Origin of the sequence: Micromonospora haikouensis, assembly GCF_000876225.1 — a bacterium.
Lineage (GTDB): Bacteria > Actinomycetota > Actinomycetes > Mycobacteriales > Micromonosporaceae > Micromonospora > Micromonospora haikouensis.
Genome location: NZ_JXSX01000001.1, coordinates 1,447,494 through 1,471,769, shown reverse-complemented (window position 1 = coordinate 1,471,769; position 24,276 = coordinate 1,447,494). Strand labels below are relative to the sequence as shown.

Here is a 24,276-nt window from a genome sequence, read left to right as displayed (position 1 = left end):
CGGCGGCGTTCGGGGGAATCAGCCCAGCGGGCTGCTCTTCTTCGCCAGGTCGACGAAGGACTGCCAGGTGCCGGGGGTGAAGCGGAGGGTGCCGCCGTCGCGGTCCTTGGTGTCGCGCACCAGCACGACGCCCGGCATGTTGTCCGCGACCTCGACGCAGGACCCGCCGTTGCCGCCGGACCTGGTCGACTTCCGCCACCGCGGGGTCGTCATCGACTCCATGACTTGGCCACCTCCTTGATCAGTTCGATGGACTGCCGGCGGGAAAGCGCCTCGTTCCGCACGATCTCCCACGTCTTCGCGAGCCTAGCAACGTCGGCGGGCGCATCGACGATCTGCGCGTTGAGCTGGTTGTCCGCGTGCGCCACCCGCGCGCCGTCGGGCAGCTCGGCGATGATGAACTGGCCGGCCAGCCCCAGGTACATGCCGGCATCGACGGGCACGACGTGCACCTGGACGTGTTCCCGCGTCGACTGTTCGGCAAGGTGGTCGAGCTGTTCCGCCATGAGCCCCGGCTGATCGAGCACGGGTCGGCGCAGCACGCTCTCGTCCACCACGGCGATGAACTGCGGCGGGCGCTCGCGCTCCAGAATCTCCTGCCGGTTGAGCCTGGACGCGACGATCCGCTCCACCTCGTCGGCGGTGAACCGCCCGCCCGCGAGCGTCGCCCGCGCGTACCGCTCGGTTTGGAGCAGGCCCGGGAGGTACGACAGCTCGAACCACCGCAGCGTGGTCGCCTCGCGCTCGAACTCGATCCATTCGCGCAGCCAGACCGGCTCGGCGTCCAGTTTGGCCAGTTCGCGGAGCATCCGGCCGAAGCGGTCACCGAGCTGGTAGTGGTCGTCGACCGCCTTCATGTACTCCTTCGTCGGCGGGCGTCCCCCCGTCTCGACGGAGCTGACATGCGAGCCGGAGTAACCGATGGCCCGGCCGAACTCTTCCTGGCTGGTCCCGAGCGACGCTCGGAACAGTCGCAGCTCCCCGAGCACGTAGTTCGTGGCAGTGCCCACCCATCCCCCAGTTTCGGCTCGTCCTCGTCGGCGTGTCCCGCACGCCCGCCCGGTCAGGCCGCTGACCTGCGCGGACCGGGCGAGCACGTATCGAGAGTAACGACACCATCACCAGACTGTCACCACGCGGATTCGCTTTCGGCCCGGAGGCGGAGGCCAGTTCTGCGCCGGGGGTCGCCCGGTCCTTCCGCGAGCTGGCGACCCCCGCCTACACCACGAGGAGGAGAGGGAATGAGCCCTGAACGGGGACAGGCGTCGAGAGTGAACCCGCTGGTCACCGCCGGCGACGTGCTCACCCTCCAACCGTGCGACTACTGCATCGGGCAGACGGTGCTGTCGTTGCAGGTCACCTACGTTCCTCGGTACGCGAACTTCCTGGCGTCGCGGTGGGTGCGGCTCGAAGGACTGGAGTTGCGCCCCGACGGAACGCCGTGGCGCGAGCGCGTCGTGATGGTCCGGGTACAGGCCATCATCGACGCCCCGACGGCCCGCCCGGGGCCCGAGGCGCGGGAGCGGTGATGGCCGCACACCCGCCGAGGTACGCGGGCGGCCCGTGCTTCGTCTGCGGCGAGCCGTGGCCGTGCTTCGAGCGGCAACTGTCGACCCTCGTGGAGTTCGCCGGCCGGGGCGAACTGCTCGTGGCGTACATGGGGGATTGGTACCGCCTGGGGGTCGAGGAGCGCCAGCGGCGCGGCCTGCCACCCGACCCGGGCATGGAGCTGCGGCACCTGGGGTGGCTCGACATGGTCCTGCCCGCGCAGGGCGAACAGCGCAGCGGTGATGTCTGAGGCCGCGCCGCCCAGAAGGCCGATGCCAGACGGCCTGAGGCCGATGCCGGGCGACCTTCTGCACGTCACCCGCGCCGCCAGCGTCCAGACTGCGGTGGCTGAACCACGCCGCGAGGGCACCGGCCCCGCCCAGCCCACCGGTCACGCGGACTTCGGCTCAGCCGAGGCGTCGCGCGTGACCGGCGGCTGCCGCTGCCAAGGCCGGCGTTAAGAAGGGGCCCTTCCTCTACCGAAAGCGTTAATAAGGTGCCCTTCCTTACAGCTTCAGCGGGCGCCGAGGTGGGCCAGCAGGTCCTGCCGGGTGAGCACCCCCTTGGGCTTGCCGTCGACCAGCACCAGCGCCGCGTCGGACTTCTCCAGCAGGGCCACCGCCTCGCTCACCGGCTGGCCGCCGCCGATCATCGGCAGCGGGTCGGCGGTGTGCCGCTCGATGGTGTCGTGCAGGTGCGCCTGGCCGGTGAACAGGGCGTCCAGCAGGTCCTTCTCGGCGACCGAGCCGGCGACCTCGCCGGTGACCACGGGCGGCTCGGCCTTGAGCACCGGGAGCTGGGAGACGCCGTACTCGCGCATGTAGTCGATGGCGTCGCGGACCGTCTCGGTCGGGTGCACGTGCACCAGCTCGGGCAGCCCGCCGGGCTTGCCGGCGAGCGCGTCGGCGACGGTCGGCTCGGTGCCGGAGTTGTCGAGGAAGCCGTACCGGGCCATCCACGCGTCGTTGAAGATCTTCGACAGGTAGCCCTTGCCGCTGTCGGGCAGCAGCACCACGATCACGTCGTCCGGGCCGGCGTCGCGCGCCACCTCCAGGGCGGCGACCACGGCCATCCCGCAGGAGCCGCCGACCAGCAGCCCCTCCTCGCGGGCCAGCCGCCGGGTCATCTCGAACGACGCCTTGTCGGAGACCTCCACGATCCGGTCGGCGATGTCCCGGTCGTACGTGGTGGGCCAGAAGTCCTCGCCGACGCCCTCCACGAGGTAGGGCCGGCCGGTGCCGCCGGAGTAGACGGAGCCCTCCGGATCCGCCCCGACGATCTTCACCCGGCCGTCGGAGGCTTCCTTCAGGTAGCGGCCGATGCCAGAGATGGTGCCGCCCGTGCCCACCCCGGCGACGAAGTGCGTGAGCTGGCCGTCGGTCTGCTTCCACAGCTCGGGGCCGGTGGTCTCGTAGTGCGAGCGCGGGTTGGCCGGGTTGCTGTACTGGTCGGGCTTCCACGCGCCCGGGATCTCGCGGGCCAGCCGGTCGGAGACGTTGTAGTAGGAGCGCGGATCCTCCGGCGCGACGGCGGTCGGGCAGACCACCACCTCCGCCCCGTACGCCCGCAGCACGTCCTGCTTGTCCTGGCTGACCTTGTCGGGGCAGACGAACACGCACCGGTAGCCCTTGAGCTGCGCCACCAGGGCCAGGCCGACGCCGGTGTTGCCGCTGGTCGGCTCGACGATCGTGCCGCCGGGCCCGAGGATGCCGGCGGCCTCGGCGTCCTCGACCATGCGCAGCGCGATGCGGTCCTTCACCGAGCCGCCCGGGTTGAGGTATTCCACCTTCGCCAACACGGTGGCCCGGATGCCCTCGGTCACGTTGCGCAGCCGCACCAGCGGGGTGTTGCCGATCATCTCGACGACGTTGTCGTAGTAGTGCACCTCGTTGTGCCCTTCGTTGCGGCGCCGGCGACGGCGGCCGGGCAGACGTTGATTCGACGCCCAGGGTACGTCCCGTCAGGGCACCACATGGCCCGGGATGACGGAGGCCCGGCGGACCTCCCACTCCAGGAACCGCTCGGTCTCCGCGAGCACCGCGCCGGCCAGCCAGGTCACCATCACCGCGTCGTCGGCCAGGCCGAAGACCGCCAGCGGGATCTCCGGGAGCAGATCGATCGGCGAGACGATGTACGCCGTCGCCGCGGTCATCAGGGCCAGCCGGAGGCCGCCGTCGTACTCGCCGCGGGTGGTGGCCCGGATCATCCGGGGCAGCGCCGCCAGCCGGGCCCCCAGCGACGGGCCGCCCCGTGCCCCGGCGGTCAGTGCCCGGGCCAGCGCCGCGAACGCCGCGCCGCGCTTCAGTGTCTTCCCCATCTCCACGCCCCTTCCGACTCCACAGCGTGCCGTGTCCCCGCAAGGGGTACCCGCAACAGTCGCCTCCCAGCCAGAAACCGGGCAGTACGACGACAGCGGCGTGTCGTACCGGCGCGATAATGTCGGTGCATGGGGGTCGCTGGGGTCGCTGGTTCCGTCGCACCGGCCGGTCCGCGCGAGCAGTCCGCTCCGCGCTGGCAGCTCGGCCCACGCTGGCAGCGTGCGCGGCGGGTGGCCCGCGTCGCGGCGATCGGCACGGGCGCCACCGCCGCGGCCGCCGCGGCGACGACGGGCGTCCTGCTCGGCCAGGCCCGGCAGGCCCGCCGCACCATCCCGATGGCCGAGGCGCCCCCGCCCCGCTGCGACGGCGTCTACGGCGCGAAGCTCCCCGGCCCGCCGCTGACCATGGTCGTCCTCGGCGACTCCTCCGCCGCCGGCTACGGCGTGCACCGCCGCCGGGAGACGCCCGGCTCGCTGCTGGCCACCGGGCTGTCCCGCCGGCTGCACCGGCCGGTCCGGCTGCACCGGTTCGCCGTGGTGGGCGCCATCTCCTCCGGCCTGAAGCCGCAGGTGGAGGCCGCGCTGGAGGTGTCGCCCGACGTGGCGGTGATCCTGATCGGCGGCAACGACGTCACCAACCGCACCCCGCCGGCCCTGGCGGTGCGCTACCTGGTCGACGCGGTCCGCGCGCTGCGCGGGGTCGGCTGCGAGGTGGTGGTCGGCACCTGCCCCGACCTCGGGGCGATCCAGCCGATCCAGCCGCCGCTGCGCTGGCTGGCCCGGCGGTGGAGCCGGCAGCTCGCCGCCGCCCAGACGGTGGCGGTGGTCGAGGCGGGCGGCTGGACGGTCTCCCTCGGCGACCTGCTCGGCCCCCGCTTCGTCGCCGAGCCGACCCGGATGTTCGCCTGGGACCGGTTCCATCCCTCCGCAGAGGGGTATGCGGTGGCCGCCGCCGCGCTGCTGCCGACGGTGCTCTCCGCGCTCGGCGGGGTGCAGGAGCGCCGCCCCGGGCTCGCCCGCGGCGAGGGCGTCCGGTCGCTGCCGGAGGCGGCCCAGGAGGCGGCCCGGCACGCCGGCACGGAGGTCAGCGCCACCCAGGTCCGGGGCCGCGACCGCGGGCCGGGCGGGCGGTGGGCGCAGCTGCGTCGGCGGGCCTTCTTCGGCGTCGGCGCGGTGCCGCAGGCCGGCCCGACCGCCGACTCACCCACACTGGAAGGACGGCCATGACCGAGCAGGGCGGCAGGCGCGGTGGTGGTGACCGGGGGCTCGGCGCGGAGCTCGCCGTCCGGCTGGGCCGGGCGGCGGCGGTGTCCCTGGTCGCCGGGACGATCGGCGGCGCGGCCGTCCTGGCCGGCGAGGCGTTCCTGGCCCGCAACCGCCCGTACGCGCAGCCCGAGCTGGGCCTGGCCCTGCGCGCCACGATCGGCCGGGCCGGCGCGCCGCCGCTGCGGCTGGTCCTGCTCGGCGACTCGTCCGCGTTGGGGGTCGGGGTGGCCCGGCTCGGCGACACCGTCGGCGGCCAACTGGCCAACCTGCTCGCCGAGGGGCCGACCGGCCGGCGGGTGCACCTGTCCAGTGTCGGGGTGTCCGGCTCCCGCTCCACCGACCTGGCCACCCAGGTGGCCCGGGCGCTGCTCGGCCCGCGCCCCGACGTGGCGGTGGTCCTGATCGGCGCCAACGACGCGACCGCGCTGCGCAGCCCGGCCGAGGCCGGGGCCTACCTCGGGTCGGCCGTGCGGCGGCTGCGCGAGGCGCAGGTCGAGGTGGTCGTCGGCACCTGCCCGGATCTCGGCGCGGCCCGCGCGATCGCGCCGCCGTTGCGGCAGCTGGTCGGCTGGTCCGGCCGGCGGATCGCCCGCGCGCAGACGGCCGCCGCGCTCGACGCGGGCGGCACGGTGGTCGACCTGGGCACGGAGACCGGCCCGGTGTTCCGGGCCGACGCCGGCACGTTCTGCCACGACGGCTTCCACCCGTCCGCCGACGGGTACCGGATCTGGGCGCACGCCCTGCTCCCGGCCGTCGCCGCCGCCGCGAACGTCGCCTCCCGCCAGTGATCGGGCCGACCCTGGTGCGCGGCGGTCAGGGGTGACATTTCCCGCTGGTCGCTCCGCTTCCCGGTAGGTTACCGCCAAGTTAACGTTGGTTCATGCCGACTGAGTCGTCCCGCGACGCCGTCATCGTCGCCACCGCCCGCTCCCCCATCGGTCGGGCGCACAAGGGTTCCCTGCGCGACGTCCGCCCCGACGACCTCGCCGCCACCATCGTCCGGGCCGCCCTGGACAAGGTCCCCCAGCTCGACCCCACCGAGATCGACGACCTCTACCTCGGGTGCGGCCTGCCCGGCGGCGAGCAGGGCTTCAACATGGCCCGTGTGGTCGCCACCCTGCTGGGCCTCGACGGCCTGCCCGGTGCCACGCTCACCCGCTACTGCGCCTCGTCGCTGCAGACCACCCGGATGGCGATGCACGCGATCCGGGCCGGCGAGGGCGACGTGTTCGTCTCCGCCGGGGTGGAGACCGTCTCCCGGTACGCGCGCGGCAACTCCGACGCGCTCCCGCCGGAGGCGCAGGCGCTGGTCGGCGGCGGCTGGGAGAACCCGCGCTTCGCCGCCGCCCGGGAGCGCTCGGCGCGGCGGGCCGAGGGCGGCGCGGAGGTCTGGGCCGACCCCCGCTCCACCGGGGAGCTGCCCGACATCTACCTGGCCATGGGGCAGACCGCCGAGAACCTCGCCCAGGCGTACGACGTGAGCCGCGCCGACATGGACGCGTTCGGCGTACGCAGCCAGAACCTGGCCGAGAAGGCGATCGCCGACGGCTTCTGGGCCCGGGAGATCACCCCGGTCACCACGCCCGACGGCACCGTGGTCGACACCGACGACGGCCCCCGTCCCGGGGTGACCCTGGAGGGCGTCGCCGGGCTCAAGCCGGTGTTCCGCCCCGACGGCCGGATCACCGCCGGCAACTGCTGCCCGCTCAACGACGGGGCCGCCGCCGTGGTGATCATGAGCGCCCAGCGGGCCCGGGACCTCGGCCTCACCCCGCTGGCGCGGATCGTCTCCACCGGCGTCACCGCCCTCTCCCCCGAGATCATGGGCCTCGGGCCGGTGGAGGCGTCGAAGCAGGCCCTGCGCCGCGCCGGGATGACCATCGGCGACGTCGACCTGGTCGAGATCAACGAGGCGTTCGCCGCCCAGGTCATCCCCTCCTACCGGCAGCTCGGCATCGACGAGGAGAAGCTGAACGTGATGGGCGGGGCGATCGCCGTCGGCCACCCGTTCGGCATGACCGGCGCCCGGATCACCGGCACGCTGCTCAACGCGCTGGAGTGGCACGACAAGAGCATCGGCCTGGAGACGATGTGCGTCGGCGGCGGCCAGGGCATGGCCATGGTCCTCGAACGCCTGAGCTGAGCCGCGCCATGCCTCCCGGCGCTCGCGCTGCCCGCGCGGGTGACCGGGAACGCGGGCCTTAGAGCGCGGGTGACCGGGAGCGCGCGGGTCAGAGCACGGACCGGGTCGCCGTCACCTCGGCGGCGGCCCGGTGCAGCACCGCGTCCGGCGGGGCCGCCGCCAGCAGGTCGGCGGCGACCACCCGGAGCTGGTCGGGCAGGGCGAGGTCGTTGTCGAGCCGGGGCACCGCCCGGCGGGGCTGCCCCTCGGCGTCGGCGGCGAGGTTCGCGATCTCCTGCACCAGCCGGTGCACCAGGTCGGCCCGGGGCACGTTGCCGCCGCCGGCCGAGGCCGCCCAGCGCGGCTGCTGCCAGTGCCCGACCTGACGGACCAGCAGATCCACCGCCCGGCCCAGTTCCGCTGCGCTCACCGCGCCGAGTCTACGGACGCCGGGCCGACGTACCCCCTGCGGTCGCCGCGCGCCCGGCGCAGCCGGCGGCGGCCGGCGGACGCCCGGGCCGGAACACGACGGCGCCCGCCGCCGCGAGATCGCGGGGCGGGCGCCGTCGAGCGACGAGGGTCAGTCGTCGCCCTGGAAGTAGCTCAGCAGGCGCAGGATCTCGATGTAGAGCCAGACCAGGCTGACCAGGATGCCGAACGCCGCCGTCCAGGAGTAGCGCTGGGGCAGCCCCATCCGGACGCCCTCCTCGACCTCCGCGAAGCTGAGCACGAAGCTCAGCGAGGCGACCACGATGCAGACCAGGCTGAAGCCGATGGCCAGCGGGCTGCCGTCGCGCAGGCCGGTGTTGACGCCGAACAGCGCCAGCACCAGGTTGATCAACATGACCGCGAACAGGCCGACCATCGCCGCGACCATGCCCCGGACGAACTTCGGGGTGGCCCGGATGACCCGCGCCTTGTAGAGCATGGCCATCAGGAAGAACACGCCGAAGCTGGCCACCACGGCCTGGAGCACGATGCCGTCGTAGAGCGAGTTGAACGCCTTGCTCACCATGCCGACGAAGACGCCCTCGACGACGGCGTACGCGATGACCAGCGCCGGGTTCGCCATCCGGGAGAAGGAGATGATCAGGCCGAGGACCAGGCCCACGACCGCCGCGCCGATCCAGGCCACGCCGAGCAGCGCGTCCGGGACGAGCACCCAGGCCGCCGCGGCGGATGCGCCGAGGATGCCCAGCAACACGACGGTCTTGACCACCACGTCGTCGATCGACATCGGCGTCACGGTGGGCGGCGCGGCCGGGTAGCCCGTCGCGCCCGGGTACTGCTGCGGATAGCCGGGCTGCCCGTAGGGCCCGGTCGGGGCGTACCCGGTGGCCCGTTCCCGCTCGGCCGCCTGGCCGAGTCGGGCGAGCACCGGGTTCGAAGTCTTCACTGTCAGGCCTCCCTCAGGGGGTCGTCGCACGTGAACGTGCCCTTCCAGGGTAGACGCCCCGCTCGACGCCGTGGAGATCACCGACCGGCGCAGGAGCTGTGAAGAAGCTGAGAGACCCGCCGGTGAGGCCCTCGCCGGCACCGGCGCGGATCACCGTGCTGCGCGTGCCCGGGGCGGGGGTCGAACCCGCACGCCTTGCGGCAGCCGCTTTTAAGGCGGCCGTGTCTGCCGTTCCACCACCCGGGCTGGGCGGCCCCGCGCGTCGCCCACGCGCCGGTGCAGTGTCACCGTAGCGGGTCCGCCACGACCCGGCGTACCCCGCCGGCACTCCCGCACTAGGGTCGACCCGTGAGCAGCGCAGCCCCCACGGCCCCCGACGCCGCCCCCGAGCAGGCAGTCCGTTCCGACGTACCGGCCCGGGCCGCAGGCCGGTGGGTCCGGCTGCGGGCCGCCGTCGCCCGGCACCGGGCCGACCTGCTCGTCGGGCTGCTGTTCACGGCCCTGGCGGGCTGGGTCACCCACGGGCTCTGGCCCGACCCGTCCGGCCGGGTGCTGGCGCTCAACCCCGAGGACCAGACGCTGTACGAGTGGTTCCTGGCCGTCGACTCGCGCGCCCTGCTCGGCGACTTCGGGCTGCTCACCGACCGGCTCAACGCCCCGGACGGGGTCAACCTGATGGCCAACACCACGGTCATCGCACTCGGGGTGGCCTTCGCCCCGGTCACCCTGCTGTTCGGCGCGCCGGTCACCTTCGCCCTGCTCGCCGGGCTCAACCTCGCCGGCACCGCCCTCGCCTGGTACCTGCTCTTCACCCGCGTCCTCGGGGCGCAACGGCTCGCCGCCGCGCTCGGGGCCGGGCTGTGCGGCTTCGGGCCGGGCATCGTCTCGCAGACCAACAGCCACCTGCACATGACCGCCCAGTGGCTGGTGCCGGTGATCGTCTGGCTGGTGGTCCGGCTGCTGCGCGCGGCCGACCCGCTGGGCGGGCCGGACCGCCGCCGCATGCTCACCTCCGCCGTCGGCCTCGCCGTCGTGGTCAGCGTCCAGGTGTTCGTCGGCGAGGAGGTGCTCTTCCTCTGCGCGCTGACGCTGCTGGTGATGGCCGTCGCGTACGCGCTGGCCGACCGGGCGCTGCTGCGCCGGGCGCTGCCCGGCTTCGCCGGTGGGATGCTGGTCGCCGCCGGGCTCGCCCTGCTCGTGCTGGGATACCCGCTGTGGTTCCAGTTCGCCGGCCCGCAGGGCGTCGCCGACGGCATGTTCAGCCCGCACTACTTCTCGGCCGACCTGGTCAGCTGGTGGACGCTCTCCCCGCTGTCGGCGGCCGGCAGCGACGAGGCGGCCCGGCTCACCACCGGCCCGGCCGAATACAACACCTTCCTCGGCTGGCCCCTGCTCGTGGTCACCCTCGGCTGCGCGGTCTGGCTGGGCCGCCGCCCACTGGTGCTCGCCTGCGCGGCCGGGGCGCTGGTCATGGGCGCCCTGTCGCTCGGCCCGGACGTGGTCGTCCGCGGCGACCGGACCAGCATCCCCGGCCCGTACGCCCTGCTGGCGGGCCTGCCCGTGGTGGACGGGGCGCTGCCGATGCGGTTCGCCCTGGCGGTGCTGCCGCTGGCCGGCACCCTGCTGGTGCTGGCCGTGGACCGGGCGCTGCGCGGCACCGGCCGGGCCCGCCGGCTGGTCCCGGCGGCGGTCGGGCTCGCGCTGCTGCCGGTCCTGCCGGCCCCCCTGCCCACGGCCGAGCGGCCGGCGCTGCCGGAGTTCATCTCGGCCGGCCACTGGCGGGAGTGCGTCCGCCCCGGCGGGGTGCTGGTGCCGGTGCCGCTGCCCACGCCGAAGGAGCCGTGGCCGATGCGCTGGGCCACGGCCGCCGACGCCGCGTTCGGCATGCCCGAGGGCTTCTTCATCGCCCCGTACGGCAAGGGCGGCACGGCCGCCATGGGCACCTGGAAGCGCCCCACGTCGTACCTGCTCAGCGAGGTGGCGAAGCGGGGCGGCCGGCCGGCGATCGGCGACCGGGAGCGGCGGCAGGCGGCCCGGGACGCCGACCGCTGGGGCGCGTCCTGTTTCGCGGTGGCCGACGGCACCCGCCACGCCGACGACCTGCGGGCGACCCTGGACCAGCTCTACGGCCCGGCCGAGCGGGTCGCCGACGCCTGGATCTGGCGGGTCTGAGCCTTTCTCACCTCGGCTGGGACGCCTCGGCGAACTCCTCGCGCGGGTCGTGCAGCTGACCGAGCGCGACCACCTCACGCTTGAGGAAGAACGCCAGCGACCAGTCGACCACGACCCGGACCTTGCGGTTGAACGACGGGATCCGCGACATGTGGTACGTCCGGTGCATGAACCACGCCGGCCAGCCGGTCATCTTGATGCCGTAGACCTGGGCCACGCCCTTGTGCAGGCCGAGGCTGGCCACGCTGCCCGCGTGCTTGTGCTTGTAGTCCACCGGCTGACGGCCACGGATCACGTTGGCGATGTTGTCGGCCATCCGGGCGGCCTGGCGCACCGCGTGCTGGGCGCTGGGCGAGCAGAAGTTGCCCGGCTCCTTGGTCAGGTCCGGCACCGCCGCGCAGTCGCCGGCGCTCCACGCGCCCTCGATCACCCGGTCGCCGTCGACGACCTGGAGGGTCGGCAGGCAGGTGACGCGGCGGCGCTCGTCGCGCGGGAAGTCGGTGGCGTCCAGCATCGGCGACGGCTTGACGCCGGCCGTCCAGACGATCGTGTCGGAGCGGAAGCTGTCGCCGTCGGAGAGCTTCACCACCCCGTCGACGCAGGACTCCAGGCGGGTGTCCAGCCGGATGTCCATGTTCCGCTTGAGCAACTGCTGCACCGTGTACGCGCCCATGTCCCGGTCGACCTCGGGCAGCACCCGCTGGGTGGCCTCGACGAGCACCCAGCGCATGTCCTCCGGCTCCAGCTCCGGGTAGTAGCGCAGCGCGTCGCGGGCCATGTCCTCCATCTCGGCCAGCGCCTCGATGCCCGCGTACCCGCCGCCGACGAAGGTGAACGTCAGGGCGCTGCGGCGCACCTGCGCGTCCTGCGTGGCCGCCGCCACGTCGAGCCGGTCCAGCACGTGGTTGCGCAGGTAGATGGCCTCGCCGATGGTCTTGAAGCCGATGCCGTGCTCGTGCAGGCCGGGGATCGGCAGCGTGCGGGAGACCGAGCCGGGGGCCACCACGACGTGGTCGTAGGGGATCTCCCGGGTCGGGCCGCTGATCGGCTGCACGGTGGCGACCTTGCGGTCGTGCTCGATCCGGGTGACCGTGCCGGCCACCACCTTGCACCGCCGCAACTCCCGCCGCAGCGGCACCACGGAGTGCCGGGGGGAGATGTTGCCGGCCGCCGCCTCCGGAAGGAACGGCTGGTACGTCATGTGCGGCTGCGGGTCGACGACGACGACCTCCGCCTCACGCGAGGAGAGCTTCTTCGACAGGCGAAGGGCGGCGTAGAGACCGACGTGCCCGGCACCGACGACAAGGATCCGCTTCGGATTCACGCCTACCATCTTTCCCCGGCCGGCTCCGCTAACCCCTTTCGAGACCCCCCTTTGTGACGGAGCACAACACCTGTGACCTGCACAACGTGCATTCCCGTTCCGTCATTTGCGACGCAGCAGCCACCCCAGCAACGCGGCCACCGCCACCGCCACCAGCAACCCGACGACCGTCACGCCGAGGTGCCCCCGGTCGGGCCCGGCGTCGGCGACCTGGACGAGGAGCACCCCCAGCACCGCCGAGGCGAGCAGCACCCCGCCGGCCCGGGTGAGCCAGCGCACGACCAGCTCCGGGTCCACCACCGCGTCGTACGGCAGCAGCGCCGCCAGCGCCGCCAGCGAGTGGGCGAGGTAGAGGGCAGCCGCCACGGCGAGCAGCCGCCACAACGCGACCGGGCGGCCGTATCCCTCGGTGGCCAGCAGCCAGCCGCCGACCGCGACGAGGGCGGCGAACGTCGGCCAGATCCGGCGCGGCCCGATCGCCGGCAGCAGCGCCACCAGCACGAGGGCGGCCAGCGGGCGGCCGGTGAGGACCTGCGCCGGGTACGCCAGCAGCAGCCCCGCCAGCGTCGCGCCGAAGATCCCGGCGCGCACCAGCAGCGGGGCCGCGCTGACCCGGTTGACCGCCGAGCGGGCCGCCCGGGCGCGTTCGGTCACCACCTCGACCGGGTTCACCGGCACCGCCTCTCGTCACCCGTCGGCCGGGCTGTCCCGTTCACCGGCCGGGCTGTCCCGCTCACCGGCCGCCCACCCTCGGGGCGGTGGCGAGCCGGGCCACGTCGCGCAGCACCTGGTCGAGGCTGCCCGCGCCCGCCCAGCGGACCACCGGCACGCCGTGCTCGCGGAGCTGGCCGATCATCGTGTCCCGGTCGATCCGCCACAGCCGGAACGCCACCTCGGACCAGCCCTGCCGGCCCGGCGGCGGCAGGTCGTCCGGGAGCGTGTCCACCGCCACCACGAACCGCCCGGAACGGGCCATCCGGGCCAGCATCTGGGCGGACCGCTCGTCCAGCAGCGGGGTGAGCACCACCACCAGCGCGTCCGAGGAGAGGATCTGCGGCCCGAAGACCTGGTCGTACGGCTCGTGCGGCGACGCCTCGGCGCGCACGTCGAGCAGCCACTCCAGCAGCGTGAGGTATTGCCGGCGGCCGGTGGCGGGGCGCAGCCGACGGGCCGCCGGGCCGTACTCCAGCAGCGCCACCCGGTCGCCCCGGTGCAGGTAGTGCTCGCCGATCGCGGCGGCGGCCCGCACGGTGGTGTCCAGCACCGACGCGGCCCCGCCGACGCCACCGGAGCGGCCCGCCTCGGCGAGCACATCGAGCAGGACGACCACCTCGGCGTCCCGGTCCGACAGGGTGGCGGCCACGTGCAGCTGCCGGGCCCGCAGCGACACCCGCCAGTCGACGCGGCGCAGCCGGTCGCCGGGGCCGAAGACCCGCACCCCGGCCAGCTCGCCGCCCTCGCCGGGCCGGCGGGAGTGGTGCGCGCCGACCAGGCCGGCGGCGCGGGGCATCGCCTCCACCGCCTCGAACGGCTCCGTCTTCGGGTACACCCGGAACCGGACCGGCTCGGTGATCGCCGCCCGGGAGACCAGCATCCCCCCGGCGGCGGCGACCCGCGCCCCGGCCGGGCCGATCGGATGCCGGCCCCAGCGCCGGGCCTTCCCGGCCAGCTCCAGGTCGACGGCCGTGCCCGTGTCGACGACGGTCACGAAGGGCCGGTCCACGCCGCTGCGGGACAGGTCGACCCGGGCCCCGCCGAAGCCGGCCCGCTCCACCAGCAGCCACGGCGAGACGCGGGTGCGCACCACCGCCACGTCGTAGCCGACCGTGTCCGGGTTGCCGACGCTGACCGTGCCGGTGAACTCGCCGCCCTCGACGAGGTGCCCGTCGTCCGCGGTGATCCACAGCTGCGGGCCCGCCGTGGGCCGGCGGCGCAGCGCGTACGCGGTGCCGAGCGCGAACGGCGCGGCCAGCACGACCAGGTCGACCCGGCCGAGCAGCACCCCGGCGATCAGCAGCAGGCCCGCCAGCAGCACCGCCCGGCCCAGCGCCCGGGTGGGCGCCCAGCCCGCCGCCTGCGGCCCCTCGGGGGTGGACACGGCCGTCAGCGCCCCGGCCGGCCGGCCGCGTAGCTCGGCAGCGCGCCGCTGGCCGGGGCCGGGGTCTGGTCGAGCACCTCCCCGACCACGAAGGACGGGTCGACGCGGCGCAGCCACATCTCCGGGCGCAGCGTGATCCGGTGCGCCAGGGCCGGTGCGGCCACCTCCTTGACGTCCTCGGGCACCACGTAGTCCCGGCCGGCGAAGACCGCCCGCGCGCGGGCCAGCAGCAGCAGCGCCAGCGAGCCGCGCGGCGACGCCCCGACCAGCACCGACGGGTGCTCCCGCGTGGCCGCGGTGAGCGCCACGATGTAGCGGCCGATGGAGTCCTCCACCACCACGTTCTCCAGGGCGACCTGCATGGCCCGCAGGGTGGCGGCGTCGACGACCGGGGCGATCTCGGCCTCCTCGCGGCGGCGGCCCATCCGCCGGCGCAGCACCTCCCACTCCTCCTCGCCGTCCGGGTAGCCGAACGACACCCGCAGCAGGAACCGGTCGAGCTGCGCCTCCGGCAGCGGGTACGTCCCCTCGTACTCGATCGGGTTGGCGGTGGCCAGCACGTGGAACGGCTCGTCGAGCCGGTATGTGACGCCCTCCACCGAGACCTGCTTCTCCTGCATCGCCTCCAGCAGCGCCGACTGGGTCTTCGGCGGCGTCCGGTTGATCTCGTCGGCGAGCAGCAGGTTGGTGAAGACCGGGCCGGCGCGGAAGGAGAAGTCGCCGCTGCGCTGGTCGTAGAGGAAGGAGCCGGTCACGTCGGCGGGAAGCAGGTCGGGGGTGAACTGGAGCCGGCGGAAGTCCAGCCCGAGCGCCTGGGCGAAGGAGCGGGCGGTCAGCGTCTTGCCCAGGCCGGGCAGGTCCTCCAGCAGCACGTGGCCGCCGGCCAGGATGCCGGCGAGGACCAGCTCCAGGGCCTCCCGCTTGCCCACCACGACCGAGCCGACCGCGTCCAGCACCGCCCGGGCCAGGCGGCCGACCTCGGCGGCGGGCACGGTCCGGTCCACGTCCTTCATCAGATCTTCTCCAGTTCGGCGACGATCGCCGCGAGGTCGCGCGGCGACGGGGTGCGGCGGGGCGGGGTGTCCAGGAACGTCGAGAGCCGGTCGCCCAGCAGGGCGCGGGCCCGCGCCGGGTCGGACTCGCGGGTCACGCCGTGCCGCTGGCGCAGCCGCTCGTCGGCCAGCTCGCCGAGGCGGGGCAGGATCCGCTCGGCGAACCGCTGGGGGTTGCCCGACGACCAGTCCAGCGGCCGTTCCCAGCCGTTGATCGCGGCGCGCAGCGCGTCCCGGGCGGCCCAGTGGTAGTGGCCGTCCTCCTCGCCCGCCGGGATGCGGGCCCCCGACCGGGGCGGTGGCGGCGGGGCGAGCGCGGCGGTGACCCGACGCACGGCGAACAGGGCGAGGACCCCGGCGACGACCACCCACAGCGAGAGCTGCAACCCGACGGCCCGCAGGCCGGCTACCACCACGGCGGTCAGCGCCCCGGCGATTGCGAGGGCCTTCAGCGCGCCGCCGACCCGGCCGCCCCGGGCGGCCCGCTCCTGCGCGGGCTCCTCCTCGGCGGAGCCGAGCAGGTCGTCGATGCTGGTGCTCACGCCGGCCCCCCGGCGGCGGTGCCGGCTCCCGTGGCAGTGCCCGCTCCGGCGGCCCCGGCCGCGACGGTCGTCCCGGCCGCTATCGCCGTCAGCTCGCCGCGCAGCCGGCGCAGCGCGGCGCGGGCCTGGTCGCGGGTGCGCTCGTCGACCGGGCGGGTCGCGTACCGGGCCTCCCGGTAGACGTGGGCGAACTCGGCCAGCACGTCGGCGCTGACGATCGCCGGCACCCCCGCGTCGGGGTCGCCGCGCAGCAGGCGGGTCACCAGGTCGGTGGGCGTGTCGCCGGTGTGCCGGGCCACCCCCGCCGCGTCGGCGGCCTCCTCCAGCCGCACCCAACAGGCGATCACGGCCGTGCGCGGGTCGACGTCGGCGTCGTCCAGCTCGACCAGGCCGGCGTCGAGCGCGGCCACCACCTCGCGGGCGGTGCCCTCGGCGGTACGCCGCGCCCGGTCGGCCGGCAGGGCCCGCGAGGTGCGGCGGGCCACCCCGCGCAGCAGCGTCCAGCCCACGTAGCCGAGGGCGACCGCGATCGCCAGACCGAGCAGCACCATCGCGACGGTGCCCAGCCACTCGGGGATGTGCGCGCGGGTGGCCTCCCCGGCGTCGCGCGGCTCCACCGGGATCGACGGCGGCGGCTGCGCCGTCGGGTACTCCGGCACGTACGGGATGTTGTCGGCGGCGGGCGGGATGCGGCTCGCGCCGAGCGACGAGTGTCCGGCGGCCACCGCGGCGGCGGCGAGCAGGGCCGTCACCGCGACGATCGGCCACCACCTGCGCAGCACGCTGAGGTCCATCGGCACCGCCCCACGCCCGTCAGTCCACTCCGGCCAGTTGCTTCGCCCGGGCGAACACGTCGTCCAGCATCCCCGGTGTCAGCCGCCCGGTGAACGTGTTCTGCTGGCTGACGTGGTAACACCCCAGCAGCGCCGGTACGGCCGTGCCGGACCAGTGTGCCCCATGGCCGAACGCCGGTCGCGGGCTGGGCGGGCGCACGCCGTACACCTCGCGGAGCGCCGGCCACCACGCGGCCCACGCGAACGCACCCAGCGCGACCACGACACGCAGGGTGGGCCGGATCAGCGCGACCTCCCGGTGCAGCCACGGCGCGCAGGTGTCCCGCTCCGCCGGGGTCGGCTTGTTGTCCGGCGGCGCGCAGCGCACGGCGGCGAAGATCCGGGTGTCGCGCAGCGCGAGGCCGTCGTCGGCGGCGACGCTCGTCGGCTGGTTGGCCAGGCCGGCGCGGTGCAGGGCGGCGAAGAGCACGTCGCCGGAGCGGTCGCCCGTGAAGATGCGCCCGGTGCGGTTGCCGCCGTGCGCGGCGGGGGCCAGGCCGAGGATGCCGATCCGGGCGTCGGCGATGCCGAAGCCGGGCACCGGCCGCCCCCAGTAGGTCTGGTCGCGGAAGGCCGCCCGCCTCGTGCGGGCGACCTCCTCCCGCCAGGCGACGAGGCGCGGGCACGCGAAGCAGTCGCTGACCGCGCCGTCGAGGTCGACCAGGTCGGTCGCCCGCGCGGCGCGGGCGACCACCTCGTCGGGGGTACGGGCCTCAGCGCCGGGGGCACGGCCCTCAGCGCCGGGGGTGCGGGCCTCAGCCAAGCTTCGCCCGGAACAGCTCGAGGGTGCGGGCCCAGGCGCTGGCCGAGGCCCGCTGGTCGAACGCCTCCGGCCGGTCGTCGTTGAAGAACGCGTGCCGGCTGCCCGGGTAGTCGTAGAGGGTGCAGGTGCCGCCGGCCGCCTCGATCGCGGCACGGGCCGTCTGCACGCCCGGTGCGGCCGAGGTGCCGTCCTCCTCGGAGCAGTGGATGATCGCCGACTTGCCCGCGTAGTCGGCCCACTCGGGGCGCATCTTCTCCCACGGCAGCATCGGATAGAAGCCGGCCGTGGCGACGATCCGCTCCGACAGCGTCGCCGACCACAGGGCCAGGCTGCCGCCCGCGCAGAAGCCGACGCAGCCGACCTTGCCCGCCACCTCGGGCCGCCCCGCCAGGTATTCCGCCGCGCCGGCGATGTCCTTCGCCGCCTCGTCCATCTGCAGGCCCATCAGCAGCCGCCGGGCCTCGTCCGGCTCGCCGGTCGACTCGCCGTGGTAGAAGTCCGGGGCGAGCGCCACGAAACCGGCCTCGGCGAAGCGGTCCGCCACCGACCGGATGTGGGGCACGAGACCCCACCACTCCTGGATGACGATGACCGCCGGGTTGGCCGCACCGCCGGAGGGTATCGCGAGATACCCCTCGCTCGTCCCCCCGTTGCTGGCGAAGCTCACCATCTCGCCCATCGGCCCGTCCTCCTCGCGGTCAGTCATCGTTGGCTGGTCGCAGGGTGTTCCTACGTGCCGTGAGCCTGCCACGCCGCGACCGCCGCCGGAAGACGCCTGAGCAGTGGCGTTCACCTCCTGTTTCGCTGCCGGTGACTCCTGGGTCAGGCCGCCTTGCGGGTGAGGCAGAGCAGGTAGCCGGTGCTGCCCGGCTTGATGTTGTAGAAGAAGTAACCCGCCTGCCCGGGCTGGAGGAACGGCTCGCACGCCTCGCCCGTGCGCGCCTGCGCCTCGGTCTGCCCGTCGAGACGACCGACCACCGTGTACACCGCCTCCGTCGACGTGCAGGCCACCACCTCCGCGCCGCGGGCGTCCTTGCGCTCGCCCTCGGCCACGTCCGGCAGCTCGGCGAGGCAGTCGCCGGCCTTCGCCTTCGCGGTCGCGTCCTCGTCCAGGGCGGCGGCCACGGCACCGCCGAGGCCGAACTTCAGCGCCGCCACCACCCCGACGGCGAGCAGCGCGGCGACCACGCCGACCACCTTGCGGGCCACGGACCGCCTCGGCTCCGACGGCCCGCCCCCGTCCTCGCCCGACCCGTCCTGCTGCTCCGCCGCCGCGCCCGCGCCCTGCCCAGCTCCGCTCCCGCCCTGCCCGGTCTCACCCTTGACCTGCGCGGCCTCGGTCGCCGCCGGCCCGTTCCCGGCCTGCTCGGACCCGGGCTGTTCGGGCTCGGACTGCTCGGGGTCCCGGGCCGCAGGCGGGTCGGCGGGGCGCGGCGCGTCCTCGGGCGGCGCGGCGGGGTGCGGGGCGACCGGCTCTGGCACGGGAGTTCCTTCCGAGGGGATGGACGAGCAGACGACACCGTAGCGACCAAGATCGGAGAACGTGGTCCCGCACGACTCGTCCGTTCAGCCATTTGTAAGGAAGGGCACCCTGTAACGCTTTCTCTACAGGAAGGGCCCCTTCCTGACGCCCCGCACGCCGCCGAAGCACCCACCCGCACGCACGCACGCGCACGTACGTGCGCACCCGCGCCGGTTCCCCCGCACCCGAGGGCACGGGGGAACCAGTGGATCTTGGACGCTTCGTGTTCGTTGAGAACGGAAAGTGTCCAAGAATTGGAGCTGTCGACGCTGGCGGGCGGTCAGCGGGAGGGCGTCGAGGTGGGTGTGGCGGTCGGCAACGGCCCGAGCGTGGCCTCGCCGGGTGGGGCCGGTGCCGGGGCCCGCCCGGCCGGCTCACCGGGCGGAACCGGGGCGGACTGCCCCGTCGTCGCGCCGTCGGTCGGCGTCGGGGCAGGCAGCACGGGCGCCGCGCCGTCGGACGGCGTCGCGCCGCCGGTCGGCGTGGGCAGCGGCGGGCCGGCGGGTGCCGGGCGCGCCCCGACCGGTCCGGCCTGGAACGGGGCGTTCTCCGGGCAGTACGGGTAGACGGGCAGCGCCCGCCCCGACTCGGGCAGCCCCGCGCGCTCGCACTCCGGGTAGCCGATCCGGATCGGGTTGCCGTTCTGGTCGAACAGCCGGGCGTTCTCGACGAGGCGACCCTCGCTGTCGTAGACGAAGACGTCGCCGATGTACGGCGCGTCCACCGAGGTGGACTCGTAGCCGGACTCGTTCCAGCCCAGCCGGTCGTCCGCGTCGACGAAGCCGACGAACGCGAAGACGGCCAGGATCGCCGTGCCGGCCCACAGTGCGATCCGGGGCCAGCGGGTCAGCGCGGCGGTGCGCCTGCCCAGCCACACCGAGGCGACCACGCAGACGCCGAGCAGCAGCAGCGCCGCGAGCGTGCTCCCGCCCAGCCTGGGCAGCAGTCCGAACGGCACACCCGTCGTGACGACGGTGATCAGCATGGCCGCCAGGTAGCCACGCAGCACCCACCAGGCGGGGCGGAGCAGGCGCAGGTACTCGCTCGCCGAGGCGTACCCGAGGATCGGGCCGACCCGGACGTCGGCCGCGCGCAGCCGGGCGCGGACCTGGGCCACGGCGGCGGCCGCCCGCTGGTCCAGGTTGCGCGCGGCGGCCGGACCCCCCGCGCCGGCCGCCGTGCGCAGTTCCATGGCGTACGCCTCGGGCGCGCCCAGCCGGTCGACCAGCGACCCGTCTCCCTCGGCGGCGACCTCGGCGAGGTGCTCCGGAAGGTCTTCGGTCAACTCGTCGCGGACCTGGGGCGGCAGGTCCGCCAGGGCGGCCCGGACCCGGGTCACGTAGTCCGCGATCTCCTGCTCCATGACAGTCACGCTGCCATCCCCCGATCGTCGAGCAGAGTGTCCATGGTGGTGGCGAACGAGCGCCAGAGCTTGCCGGAGCGGGTCAGCTGGTCCCGGCCGGCGGCGTTGAGCGAGTAGTACTTGCGGTGCGGGCCGGACTCGCTCGGCACGACGTACGTGGTCAGCAGGCCGGCGGCGAAGAGTCGCCGCAGCGTGCCGTAGACGGAGGCGTCGCCGACCTCGTCCAGGCCGGCCTCGCGGAGGCGGCGCAGGATGTCGTAGCCGTAGCCGTCCTCCTCCCGGAGCACGGCGAGGACCGCGAGATCCAGCACGCCTTTCAGGAGCTGCGTGGTATCCACGCATCGCACACTACTGTGCAGTGCGAAGTACCGTCAAACGACGCCCCGGGCCTCGGCCGTCCAGGCCAGGAAGCGCTCGAACAACTCCTGGGGAGTCGGGGCCGGATTCGGGTTGAGCCGAACCAGGTCGCCGGTCGCCTCGAACAACTGCCCCGCCAGGTAGACCGACAGCCCGACCCGGTCGCGGCGGTACTCCATGAGCAGCAGCAGCCGGGCCGGCTGACACGGCCAGGGCGCGGCGCACACCCGGCACAGCCAGAGCGGACGCATCGGGGTGTGCGGCCGGACGGCCCGCCCCTGCCGGTCGTGCACGGACGAGCGATTGGAAGTCGACATACCCAATACAGTGACCGACTCGTTGACCCGGGTCAAGGAGTCGGGTCACCTCTCTACCGTCCGTTTCATGGAGCTGGTGGGCGCGCATGAGATCCGGATCATGCTGGGCGGCATCAGCAAGCAGCGGGTCTACGTGATCACCAGCCACCGGAACTTCCCCGAACCGGTGGCGGACCTGATGCAGGGCAAGGTGTGGTTGAAGGCCGACGTGCAGGCGTGGATCAAGCAGCACCGGCCCGATCTCGCGTCGGACTGAACGACCCCCAGCCCAGCGGCGGAAGGCTGCGGCCAAGGTCGCGCTCGAACACGGATCGAGTGGCATCCGGCGCGCGCGAGGCCACTCGATCCCGGATCGAGCACGGTCTTGAAGCTTTTCTTACCTGTCGATTACGCGTTCCGGCCCGGCCGATCGGGACGAGCCGGACGGGCCGTACCCCCGGGCGGACGGCACTTCACGGCGAAGTGTCCGGCACGACGGAGGAACCCGATGGCGGGCAGTAGAAAGCGGAAGAGAGTCCGAGGCAGCCGGGTGGTGGCGGTGGTGGCGGCCGTCGGGGCGGTCGGCGCGCTCACGGTCACGTTCGTCTCCGGAGGCGGCCGGGGCAGCGCCTCGGCGGAGGCCAACCTCAACGACTTCGTCCCCATCGAGCGGGTCGCCGCCAACGTGCCGACACCGCGGCTGGGCCCTGACGCGTCCAAGGGCGTCTTCACCGTGGACTGCGGGACCAACCGCAACGGCAAGTTCAGCCCGGACAATCCGGTCGCCCAGCCCGGGATCCGTAACGGGGCGGAGCACCTGCACGACTTCGTCGGCAACCTGGCGATCGACGCCAACACCCCCGACGCGGTGCTGGCCGCGTCCGGGACCACCTGCCGCAACGGGGACCGCTCGTCGTACTTCTGGCCCGTCGTGCGGATCGACAAGTCGGTGCGGGCCAACCTGGACACCCAGGCGCTGGGCGCGGTGCAACCGGCGGCCTCCTGCCCCCGGGTCGCCGACCGGCTGCCGGCGGTGCCCGCGTCCGCCCGCGACAGCGTACGGCGTGACCTGGCCGCCCTCGACCGGCAGCTCGCCTCGGCCAACGCCCGGCTGGCCGCCAGCCGGGGCCGGATCGACCAGCGCCTCAACCAGTCCGTGATCGGCGCCCTGCGCGCCGAACGGGCAGAGACGATCAAGCGGATCTCCCGGACGATGAGCGGTGCCGGCAGCCGTCCCCGTGGCCTGGTGTCGCTCGTGGACTGCGAGGTCAGCTACGACGGCCTGCACGCCACGCACCGCGCGGTGCCGGCGACGGCCAGCGGCGCGAGCCCCGGCGTGCGCTGCCCGAGCGTCCGCGACAAGCTGCCCGGGGTGCCGGCGTCGGCCCTCGACGAGGTCAACCGCAACCTCGACCTGCTCGACCAGCAGATCGCGGAGGCGAACGAGCGGCTGGTCACCACGAAGGGTCAGGGCGGCCCGAACTTCGCGCTGAACGCGATCGTGGGACCGTTGCAGTCCAAGCGCGTCGCCACCCTCGACCGGATCGCCATCGCGATCGGCCGCACCGCGCCCCGGCCGCAGGGGCTGGAGGCGCTCGCCGCCTGCACGCTCGACGAGCGCCCCGTGGGCGGCCAGCCCGGCGGCAACAACGGCGGCAACGGGAACAACGGCGGCAACAACGGCAACGGCGGGAACGGGAACAACGGCGGGAACGGCAGCGGCAACAACAACGGCGGGGACAGGCCGCTGCCGGAGCCGCAGGGGCCGAACCTGGAGCTGCCGAACAACACCGGCCGGATCGTGCAGCCGTCGAAGGTGCTGATCGAGTACCGGGGCAACCCGGGCGCGAAGGTCACGGCGATGCCGAGGTTCCTGCGGGCGCTGACCGGCGACGCCAAGCCCACCAGCCGGGGCCCGGCCAACGCCCGCGCCACCTGGACCTGTTCGGGCTTCGCCGACCGGCTGTCCGACCGCTACCCGATCTGCCCCGACGGCAGCCAGGTCATGCGGGTGCAGGACTTCCCCGGCTGCTGGGACGGCCGGAACACCGACAGCGAGAACCACCGGGCCCACCTGGCCTTCGCCGACCCGACGACCGGGGCCTGCCCGCAGGGTTTCGTGGCGATCCCGCAGCTGCGGATCAGCATCTCCTACGACATCCCGCGCGCCGTGCAGCTCCGGGGCCAGTACGCGCTGGACTCGTTCCCGGAGGAGAACCACAACCCGTTCTCGGACCACAACGACTTCGTCAACGTCAACTCCGAGAAGCAGATGCGCAGGATCGCGGCCTGCCTGAACGAGGGGCGTCGGTGCTCCTGACCGGATGACCGCCCGAGCGGGCCGGGCGTCAGCCCGGCCCGCCGGCCCGTTACTGCAGGCTCCAGGCGATGCCGTCGAGGATGTCGTGCTCGCTCGCCACCACCGTCGACATGCCCGCCCGCTCCATGATCGTGCGGAGCACCAGGGCACCCGCGCCGATCACGTCGGCCCGGCCCGGGTGCATCACCGGGATCGCCAGCCGCTGTTCGCGGGTCTTCGCCAGCAGGTCGGCGGTCACCTCCGCCACCGCGCCGTACGACACCCGGGCGTGGTGGATGCGCTCCGGCTCGTACTCCGTGAGGCCCTCGGCGATGGCCACGACGGTGGTGACCGACCCGGCGAGCCCGACCAGGGTGGCGGCCTGCCGGCCCGGCACGGCCTCCAGCGCGCGGTCCACCGCGACGGTGATGTCGGCCTGCGCGGCGGCGATCTGGTCGAGGCCGGGCGGGTCGCCGAGCAGGTGCCGCTCGGTCATCCGGACGCAGCCGATGTCCATCGAGATCGCGGCCTCGACGCCGCCGGCCCGGGTGCCGACCACGAACTCGGTGGACCCGCCGCCGATGTCGATGACCAGGTACGGCTCCAGGGCGTCGGCGGGCAGGCCGCGCACCGCGCCGGTGAAGGAGAGCCGGGCCTCCTCGTCGCCGGTGACCACCTCGGGCGCGACGCCGAGGGTGCGCTCCACCATCGCCCGGAAGTCCCCGGCGTTGGAGGCGTCCCGGGACGCCGAGGTGGCGCACATCCGCACCCGGTCGACGCCGAGCGTGTCGATCTCGGCGGCGTACGAGGCCAGGGCCACCCGGGTCCGCTCGATCGCCTCGGGGGCGAGCCGACCCGTCTTGTCGACGCCCTGGCCGAGGCGGACGATCTCCATCCGGCGGCTCAGGTCGACCAGCGGCGCGTCCGGCCCGGCGGACGGGTCGGGCAGGTCGGCGACCAGGAGTCGGATCGAGTTCGTCCCGCAGTCGATGGCGGCCACACGCGT

General features: G+C 74.3%; 27 protein-coding genes and 1 tRNA gene. 8 read left to right on the top strand and 20 right to left on the bottom strand.

The features are described from left to right. Window positions 1–18: 18 nt before the first annotated feature. Together TK50_RS06670 and TK50_RS06665 are read right to left on the bottom strand one after the other, a co-directional pair. The gene (locus TK50_RS06670; RefSeq protein ID WP_043963970.1) at window positions 19–213 is read right to left on the bottom strand and encodes a DUF397 domain-containing protein; all 195 of its coding nucleotides are present in this window, start codon (window positions 211–213) and stop codon (window positions 19–21) included. After that, complete coding sequence (locus tag TK50_RS06665; protein WP_043961944.1) at window positions 210–1,010, bottom strand: helix-turn-helix domain-containing protein; 801 nt, start codon at window positions 1,008–1,010, stop codon at window positions 210–212. Before TK50_RS06665 ends, TK50_RS06670 begins: the two co-directional genes overlap by 4 nt. Window positions 1,011–1,241: 231 nt before the next feature. On the opposite strand from TK50_RS06665, the gene TK50_RS32030 reads away from it, so the two are divergent. After that, a complete protein-coding gene (locus tag TK50_RS32030; protein ID WP_144420173.1) occupies window positions 1,242–1,529 on the top strand; it encodes a hypothetical protein in 288 nt (95 codons plus the stop codon). Beyond that, on the top strand, window positions 1,529–1,798 hold the full coding sequence (locus TK50_RS32025) for a hypothetical protein (RefSeq protein WP_144420172.1): 270 nt from the start codon (window positions 1,529–1,531) through the stop codon (window positions 1,796–1,798). Before TK50_RS32030 ends, TK50_RS32025 begins: the two co-directional genes overlap by 1 nt. Before the next feature lie 264 nt (window positions 1,799–2,062). Here the strand turns inward: TK50_RS32025 and TK50_RS06655 are convergent, their stop codons facing one another. After that, window positions 2,063–3,433 carry a cystathionine beta-synthase gene (locus tag TK50_RS06655; protein WP_043961942.1) on the bottom strand — a complete coding sequence of 457 codons (1,371 nt, stop codon included), beginning with the start codon at window positions 3,431–3,433 and terminating at the stop codon, window positions 2,063–2,065. Window positions 3,434–3,508: 75 nt separating this feature from the next. Beyond that, a complete protein-coding gene (locus TK50_RS06650) occupies window positions 3,509–3,865 on the bottom strand; it encodes a YkvA family protein (protein ID WP_043963969.1) in 357 nt (118 codons plus the stop codon). Between the two features lie 129 nt (window positions 3,866–3,994). On the opposite strand from TK50_RS06650, the gene TK50_RS06645 reads away from it, so the two are divergent. The 3 genes from TK50_RS06645 to TK50_RS06635 all read left to right on the top strand — a co-directional run bounded on the left by TK50_RS06645 (window position 3,995) and on the right by TK50_RS06635 (window position 7,274). Continuing rightward, a complete protein-coding gene (locus tag TK50_RS06645; RefSeq protein WP_241773937.1) occupies window positions 3,995–5,092 on the top strand; it encodes an SGNH/GDSL hydrolase family protein in 1,098 nt (365 codons plus the stop codon). Beyond that, window positions 5,089–5,919, top strand: a complete 831-nt coding sequence (locus TK50_RS06640; RefSeq protein WP_043961940.1) for an SGNH/GDSL hydrolase family protein — start codon at window positions 5,089–5,091, stop codon at window positions 5,917–5,919. Before TK50_RS06645 ends, TK50_RS06640 begins: the two co-directional genes overlap by 4 nt. Window positions 5,920–6,011: 92 nt before the next feature. Beyond that, complete coding sequence (locus tag TK50_RS06635) at window positions 6,012–7,274, top strand: acetyl-CoA C-acetyltransferase (protein WP_043961939.1); 1,263 nt, start codon at window positions 6,012–6,014, stop codon at window positions 7,272–7,274. 88 nt (window positions 7,275–7,362) lie between these two features. Here TK50_RS06635 and TK50_RS06630 read toward each other — a convergent pair whose 3' ends face one another. From TK50_RS06630 to TK50_RS06620, 3 genes are all read right to left on the bottom strand, one after another. Beyond that, window positions 7,363–7,683, bottom strand: coding sequence for a hypothetical protein (locus tag TK50_RS06630; RefSeq protein ID WP_043961938.1), 321 nt, complete (start codon window positions 7,681–7,683; stop codon window positions 7,363–7,365). 150 nt (window positions 7,684–7,833) lie between these two features. Next, window positions 7,834–8,649, bottom strand: a complete 816-nt coding sequence (locus TK50_RS06625; protein WP_043961937.1) for a Bax inhibitor-1/YccA family protein — start codon at window positions 8,647–8,649, stop codon at window positions 7,834–7,836. 165 nt (window positions 8,650–8,814) lie between these two features. Further along, window positions 8,815–8,895 (bottom strand) — tRNA-Leu (locus TK50_RS06620). 102 nt (window positions 8,896–8,997) lie between these two features. Between TK50_RS06620 and TK50_RS06615 the strand changes: the two genes are divergently transcribed. Then, the gene (locus TK50_RS06615; RefSeq protein ID WP_043961936.1) at window positions 8,998–10,821 is read left to right on the top strand and encodes a hypothetical protein; all 1,824 of its coding nucleotides are present in this window, start codon (window positions 8,998–9,000) and stop codon (window positions 10,819–10,821) included. Window positions 10,822–10,828: 7 nt separating this feature from the next. Here the strand turns inward: TK50_RS06615 and TK50_RS06610 are convergent, their stop codons facing one another. The 12 genes from TK50_RS06610 to TK50_RS06555 all read right to left on the bottom strand — a co-directional run bounded on the left by TK50_RS06610 (window position 10,829) and on the right by TK50_RS06555 (window position 20,992). Further along, window positions 10,829–12,145, bottom strand: coding sequence for an NAD(P)/FAD-dependent oxidoreductase (locus TK50_RS06610; protein ID WP_043961935.1), 1,317 nt, complete (start codon window positions 12,143–12,145; stop codon window positions 10,829–10,831). Between the two features lie 102 nt (window positions 12,146–12,247). Next, on the bottom strand, window positions 12,248–12,817 hold the full coding sequence (locus TK50_RS06605; RefSeq protein ID WP_043963967.1) for a hypothetical protein: 570 nt from the start codon (window positions 12,815–12,817) through the stop codon (window positions 12,248–12,250). A gap of 61 nt (window positions 12,818–12,878) precedes the next feature. After that, on the bottom strand, window positions 12,879–14,252 hold the full coding sequence (locus TK50_RS06600) for a DUF58 domain-containing protein (RefSeq protein WP_043963966.1): 1,374 nt from the start codon (window positions 14,250–14,252) through the stop codon (window positions 12,879–12,881). Further along, window positions 14,249–15,256 (bottom strand): AAA family ATPase, encoded by a 1,008-nt coding sequence (locus tag TK50_RS06595; RefSeq protein ID WP_043961934.1) that lies wholly within the window; start codon window positions 15,254–15,256, stop codon window positions 14,249–14,251. The genes TK50_RS06600 and TK50_RS06595 overlap by 4 nt, the downstream gene beginning before the upstream one ends. Then, on the bottom strand, window positions 15,256–15,837 hold the full coding sequence (locus TK50_RS06590; RefSeq protein WP_043961933.1) for a hypothetical protein: 582 nt from the start codon (window positions 15,835–15,837) through the stop codon (window positions 15,256–15,258). Before TK50_RS06590 ends, TK50_RS06595 begins: the two co-directional genes overlap by 1 nt. Beyond that, window positions 15,834–16,631 (bottom strand): DUF4129 domain-containing protein, encoded by a 798-nt coding sequence (locus TK50_RS06585; RefSeq protein ID WP_043961932.1) that lies wholly within the window; start codon window positions 16,629–16,631, stop codon window positions 15,834–15,836. The genes TK50_RS06590 and TK50_RS06585 overlap by 4 nt, the downstream gene beginning before the upstream one ends. A gap of 19 nt (window positions 16,632–16,650) precedes the next feature. Continuing rightward, a complete protein-coding gene (locus TK50_RS06580; RefSeq protein ID WP_043961931.1) occupies window positions 16,651–17,364 on the bottom strand; it encodes a uracil-DNA glycosylase in 714 nt (237 codons plus the stop codon). A gap of 61 nt (window positions 17,365–17,425) precedes the next feature. Further along, window positions 17,426–18,112, bottom strand: coding sequence for a dienelactone hydrolase family protein (locus tag TK50_RS06575; RefSeq protein ID WP_043961930.1), 687 nt, complete (start codon window positions 18,110–18,112; stop codon window positions 17,426–17,428). A gap of 143 nt (window positions 18,113–18,255) precedes the next feature. Beyond that, window positions 18,256–18,915, bottom strand: coding sequence for an LppU/SCO3897 family protein (locus tag TK50_RS34770; protein ID WP_241773936.1), 660 nt, complete (start codon window positions 18,913–18,915; stop codon window positions 18,256–18,258). A 320-nt stretch (window positions 18,916–19,235) separates the two neighbouring features. Continuing rightward, window positions 19,236–20,327 carry an HAAS signaling domain-containing protein gene (locus TK50_RS06565; protein WP_043961929.1) on the bottom strand — a complete coding sequence of 364 codons (1,092 nt, stop codon included), beginning with the start codon at window positions 20,325–20,327 and terminating at the stop codon, window positions 19,236–19,238. Further along, a complete protein-coding gene (locus tag TK50_RS06560; RefSeq protein WP_036374274.1) occupies window positions 20,324–20,656 on the bottom strand; it encodes a PadR family transcriptional regulator in 333 nt (110 codons plus the stop codon). The genes TK50_RS06565 and TK50_RS06560 overlap by 4 nt, the downstream gene beginning before the upstream one ends. A 33-nt stretch (window positions 20,657–20,689) precedes the next feature. Beyond that, entirely contained in the window at window positions 20,690–20,992 is a 303-nt protein-coding gene (locus tag TK50_RS06555) for a hypothetical protein (RefSeq protein WP_043961928.1), read from the bottom strand. Between the two features lie 67 nt (window positions 20,993–21,059). Here TK50_RS06555 and TK50_RS06550 point away from each other — a divergent pair, with 67 nt between their 5' ends. Together TK50_RS06550 and TK50_RS06545 are read left to right on the top strand one after the other, a co-directional pair. Next, window positions 21,060–21,248 (top strand): hypothetical protein, encoded by a 189-nt coding sequence (locus tag TK50_RS06550; RefSeq protein ID WP_043961927.1) that lies wholly within the window; start codon window positions 21,060–21,062, stop codon window positions 21,246–21,248. A gap of 231 nt (window positions 21,249–21,479) precedes the next feature. After that, on the top strand, window positions 21,480–23,291 hold the full coding sequence (locus TK50_RS06545; RefSeq protein WP_043961926.1) for a DUF1996 domain-containing protein: 1,812 nt from the start codon (window positions 21,480–21,482) through the stop codon (window positions 23,289–23,291). A 49-nt stretch (window positions 23,292–23,340) separates the two neighbouring features. Here TK50_RS06545 and TK50_RS06540 read toward each other — a convergent pair whose 3' ends face one another. Next, window positions 23,341–24,270, bottom strand: coding sequence for a Ppx/GppA phosphatase family protein (locus TK50_RS06540; protein WP_043961925.1), 930 nt, complete (start codon window positions 24,268–24,270; stop codon window positions 23,341–23,343). Window positions 24,271–24,276: the final 6 nt, after the last annotated feature.

Excerpts from the sequence above, each read along its gene's own strand:
- TK50_RS06670 (WP_043963970.1), bottom strand. The coding sequence starts at position 213 with ATGACGACCCCGCGGTGGCGGAAGTCGACCAGGTCCGGCGGCAACGGC.
- TK50_RS32030 (WP_144420173.1), top strand. The coding sequence starts at position 1,242 with ATGAGCCCTGAACGGGGACAGGCGTCGAGAGTGAACCCGCTGGTCACC.
- TK50_RS32025 (WP_144420172.1), top strand. The coding sequence starts at position 1,529 with ATGGCCGCACACCCGCCGAGGTACGCGGGCGGCCCGTGCTTCGTCTGC.
- TK50_RS06650 (WP_043963969.1), bottom strand. The coding sequence starts at position 3,865 with ATGGGGAAGACACTGAAGCGCGGCGCGGCGTTCGCGGCGCTGGCCCGG.
- TK50_RS06645 (WP_241773937.1), top strand. The coding sequence starts at position 3,995 with ATGGGGGTCGCTGGGGTCGCTGGTTCCGTCGCACCGGCCGGTCCGCGC.
- TK50_RS06640 (WP_043961940.1), top strand. The coding sequence starts at position 5,089 with ATGACCGAGCAGGGCGGCAGGCGCGGTGGTGGTGACCGGGGGCTCGGC.
- TK50_RS06635 (WP_043961939.1), top strand. The coding sequence starts at position 6,012 with ATGCCGACTGAGTCGTCCCGCGACGCCGTCATCGTCGCCACCGCCCGC.
- TK50_RS06595 (WP_043961934.1), bottom strand. The coding sequence starts at position 15,256 with ATGAAGGACGTGGACCGGACCGTGCCCGCCGCCGAGGTCGGCCGCCTG.
- TK50_RS06585 (WP_043961932.1), bottom strand. The coding sequence starts at position 16,631 with ATGGACCTCAGCGTGCTGCGCAGGTGGTGGCCGATCGTCGCGGTGACG.
- TK50_RS06575 (WP_043961930.1), bottom strand. The coding sequence starts at position 18,112 with ATGGGCGAGATGGTGAGCTTCGCCAGCAACGGGGGGACGAGCGAGGGG.
- TK50_RS06555 (WP_043961928.1), bottom strand. The coding sequence starts at position 20,992 with ATGTCGACTTCCAATCGCTCGTCCGTGCACGACCGGCAGGGGCGGGCC.
- TK50_RS06550 (WP_043961927.1), top strand. The coding sequence starts at position 21,060 with ATGGAGCTGGTGGGCGCGCATGAGATCCGGATCATGCTGGGCGGCATC.
- TK50_RS06545 (WP_043961926.1), top strand. The coding sequence starts at position 21,480 with ATGGCGGGCAGTAGAAAGCGGAAGAGAGTCCGAGGCAGCCGGGTGGTG.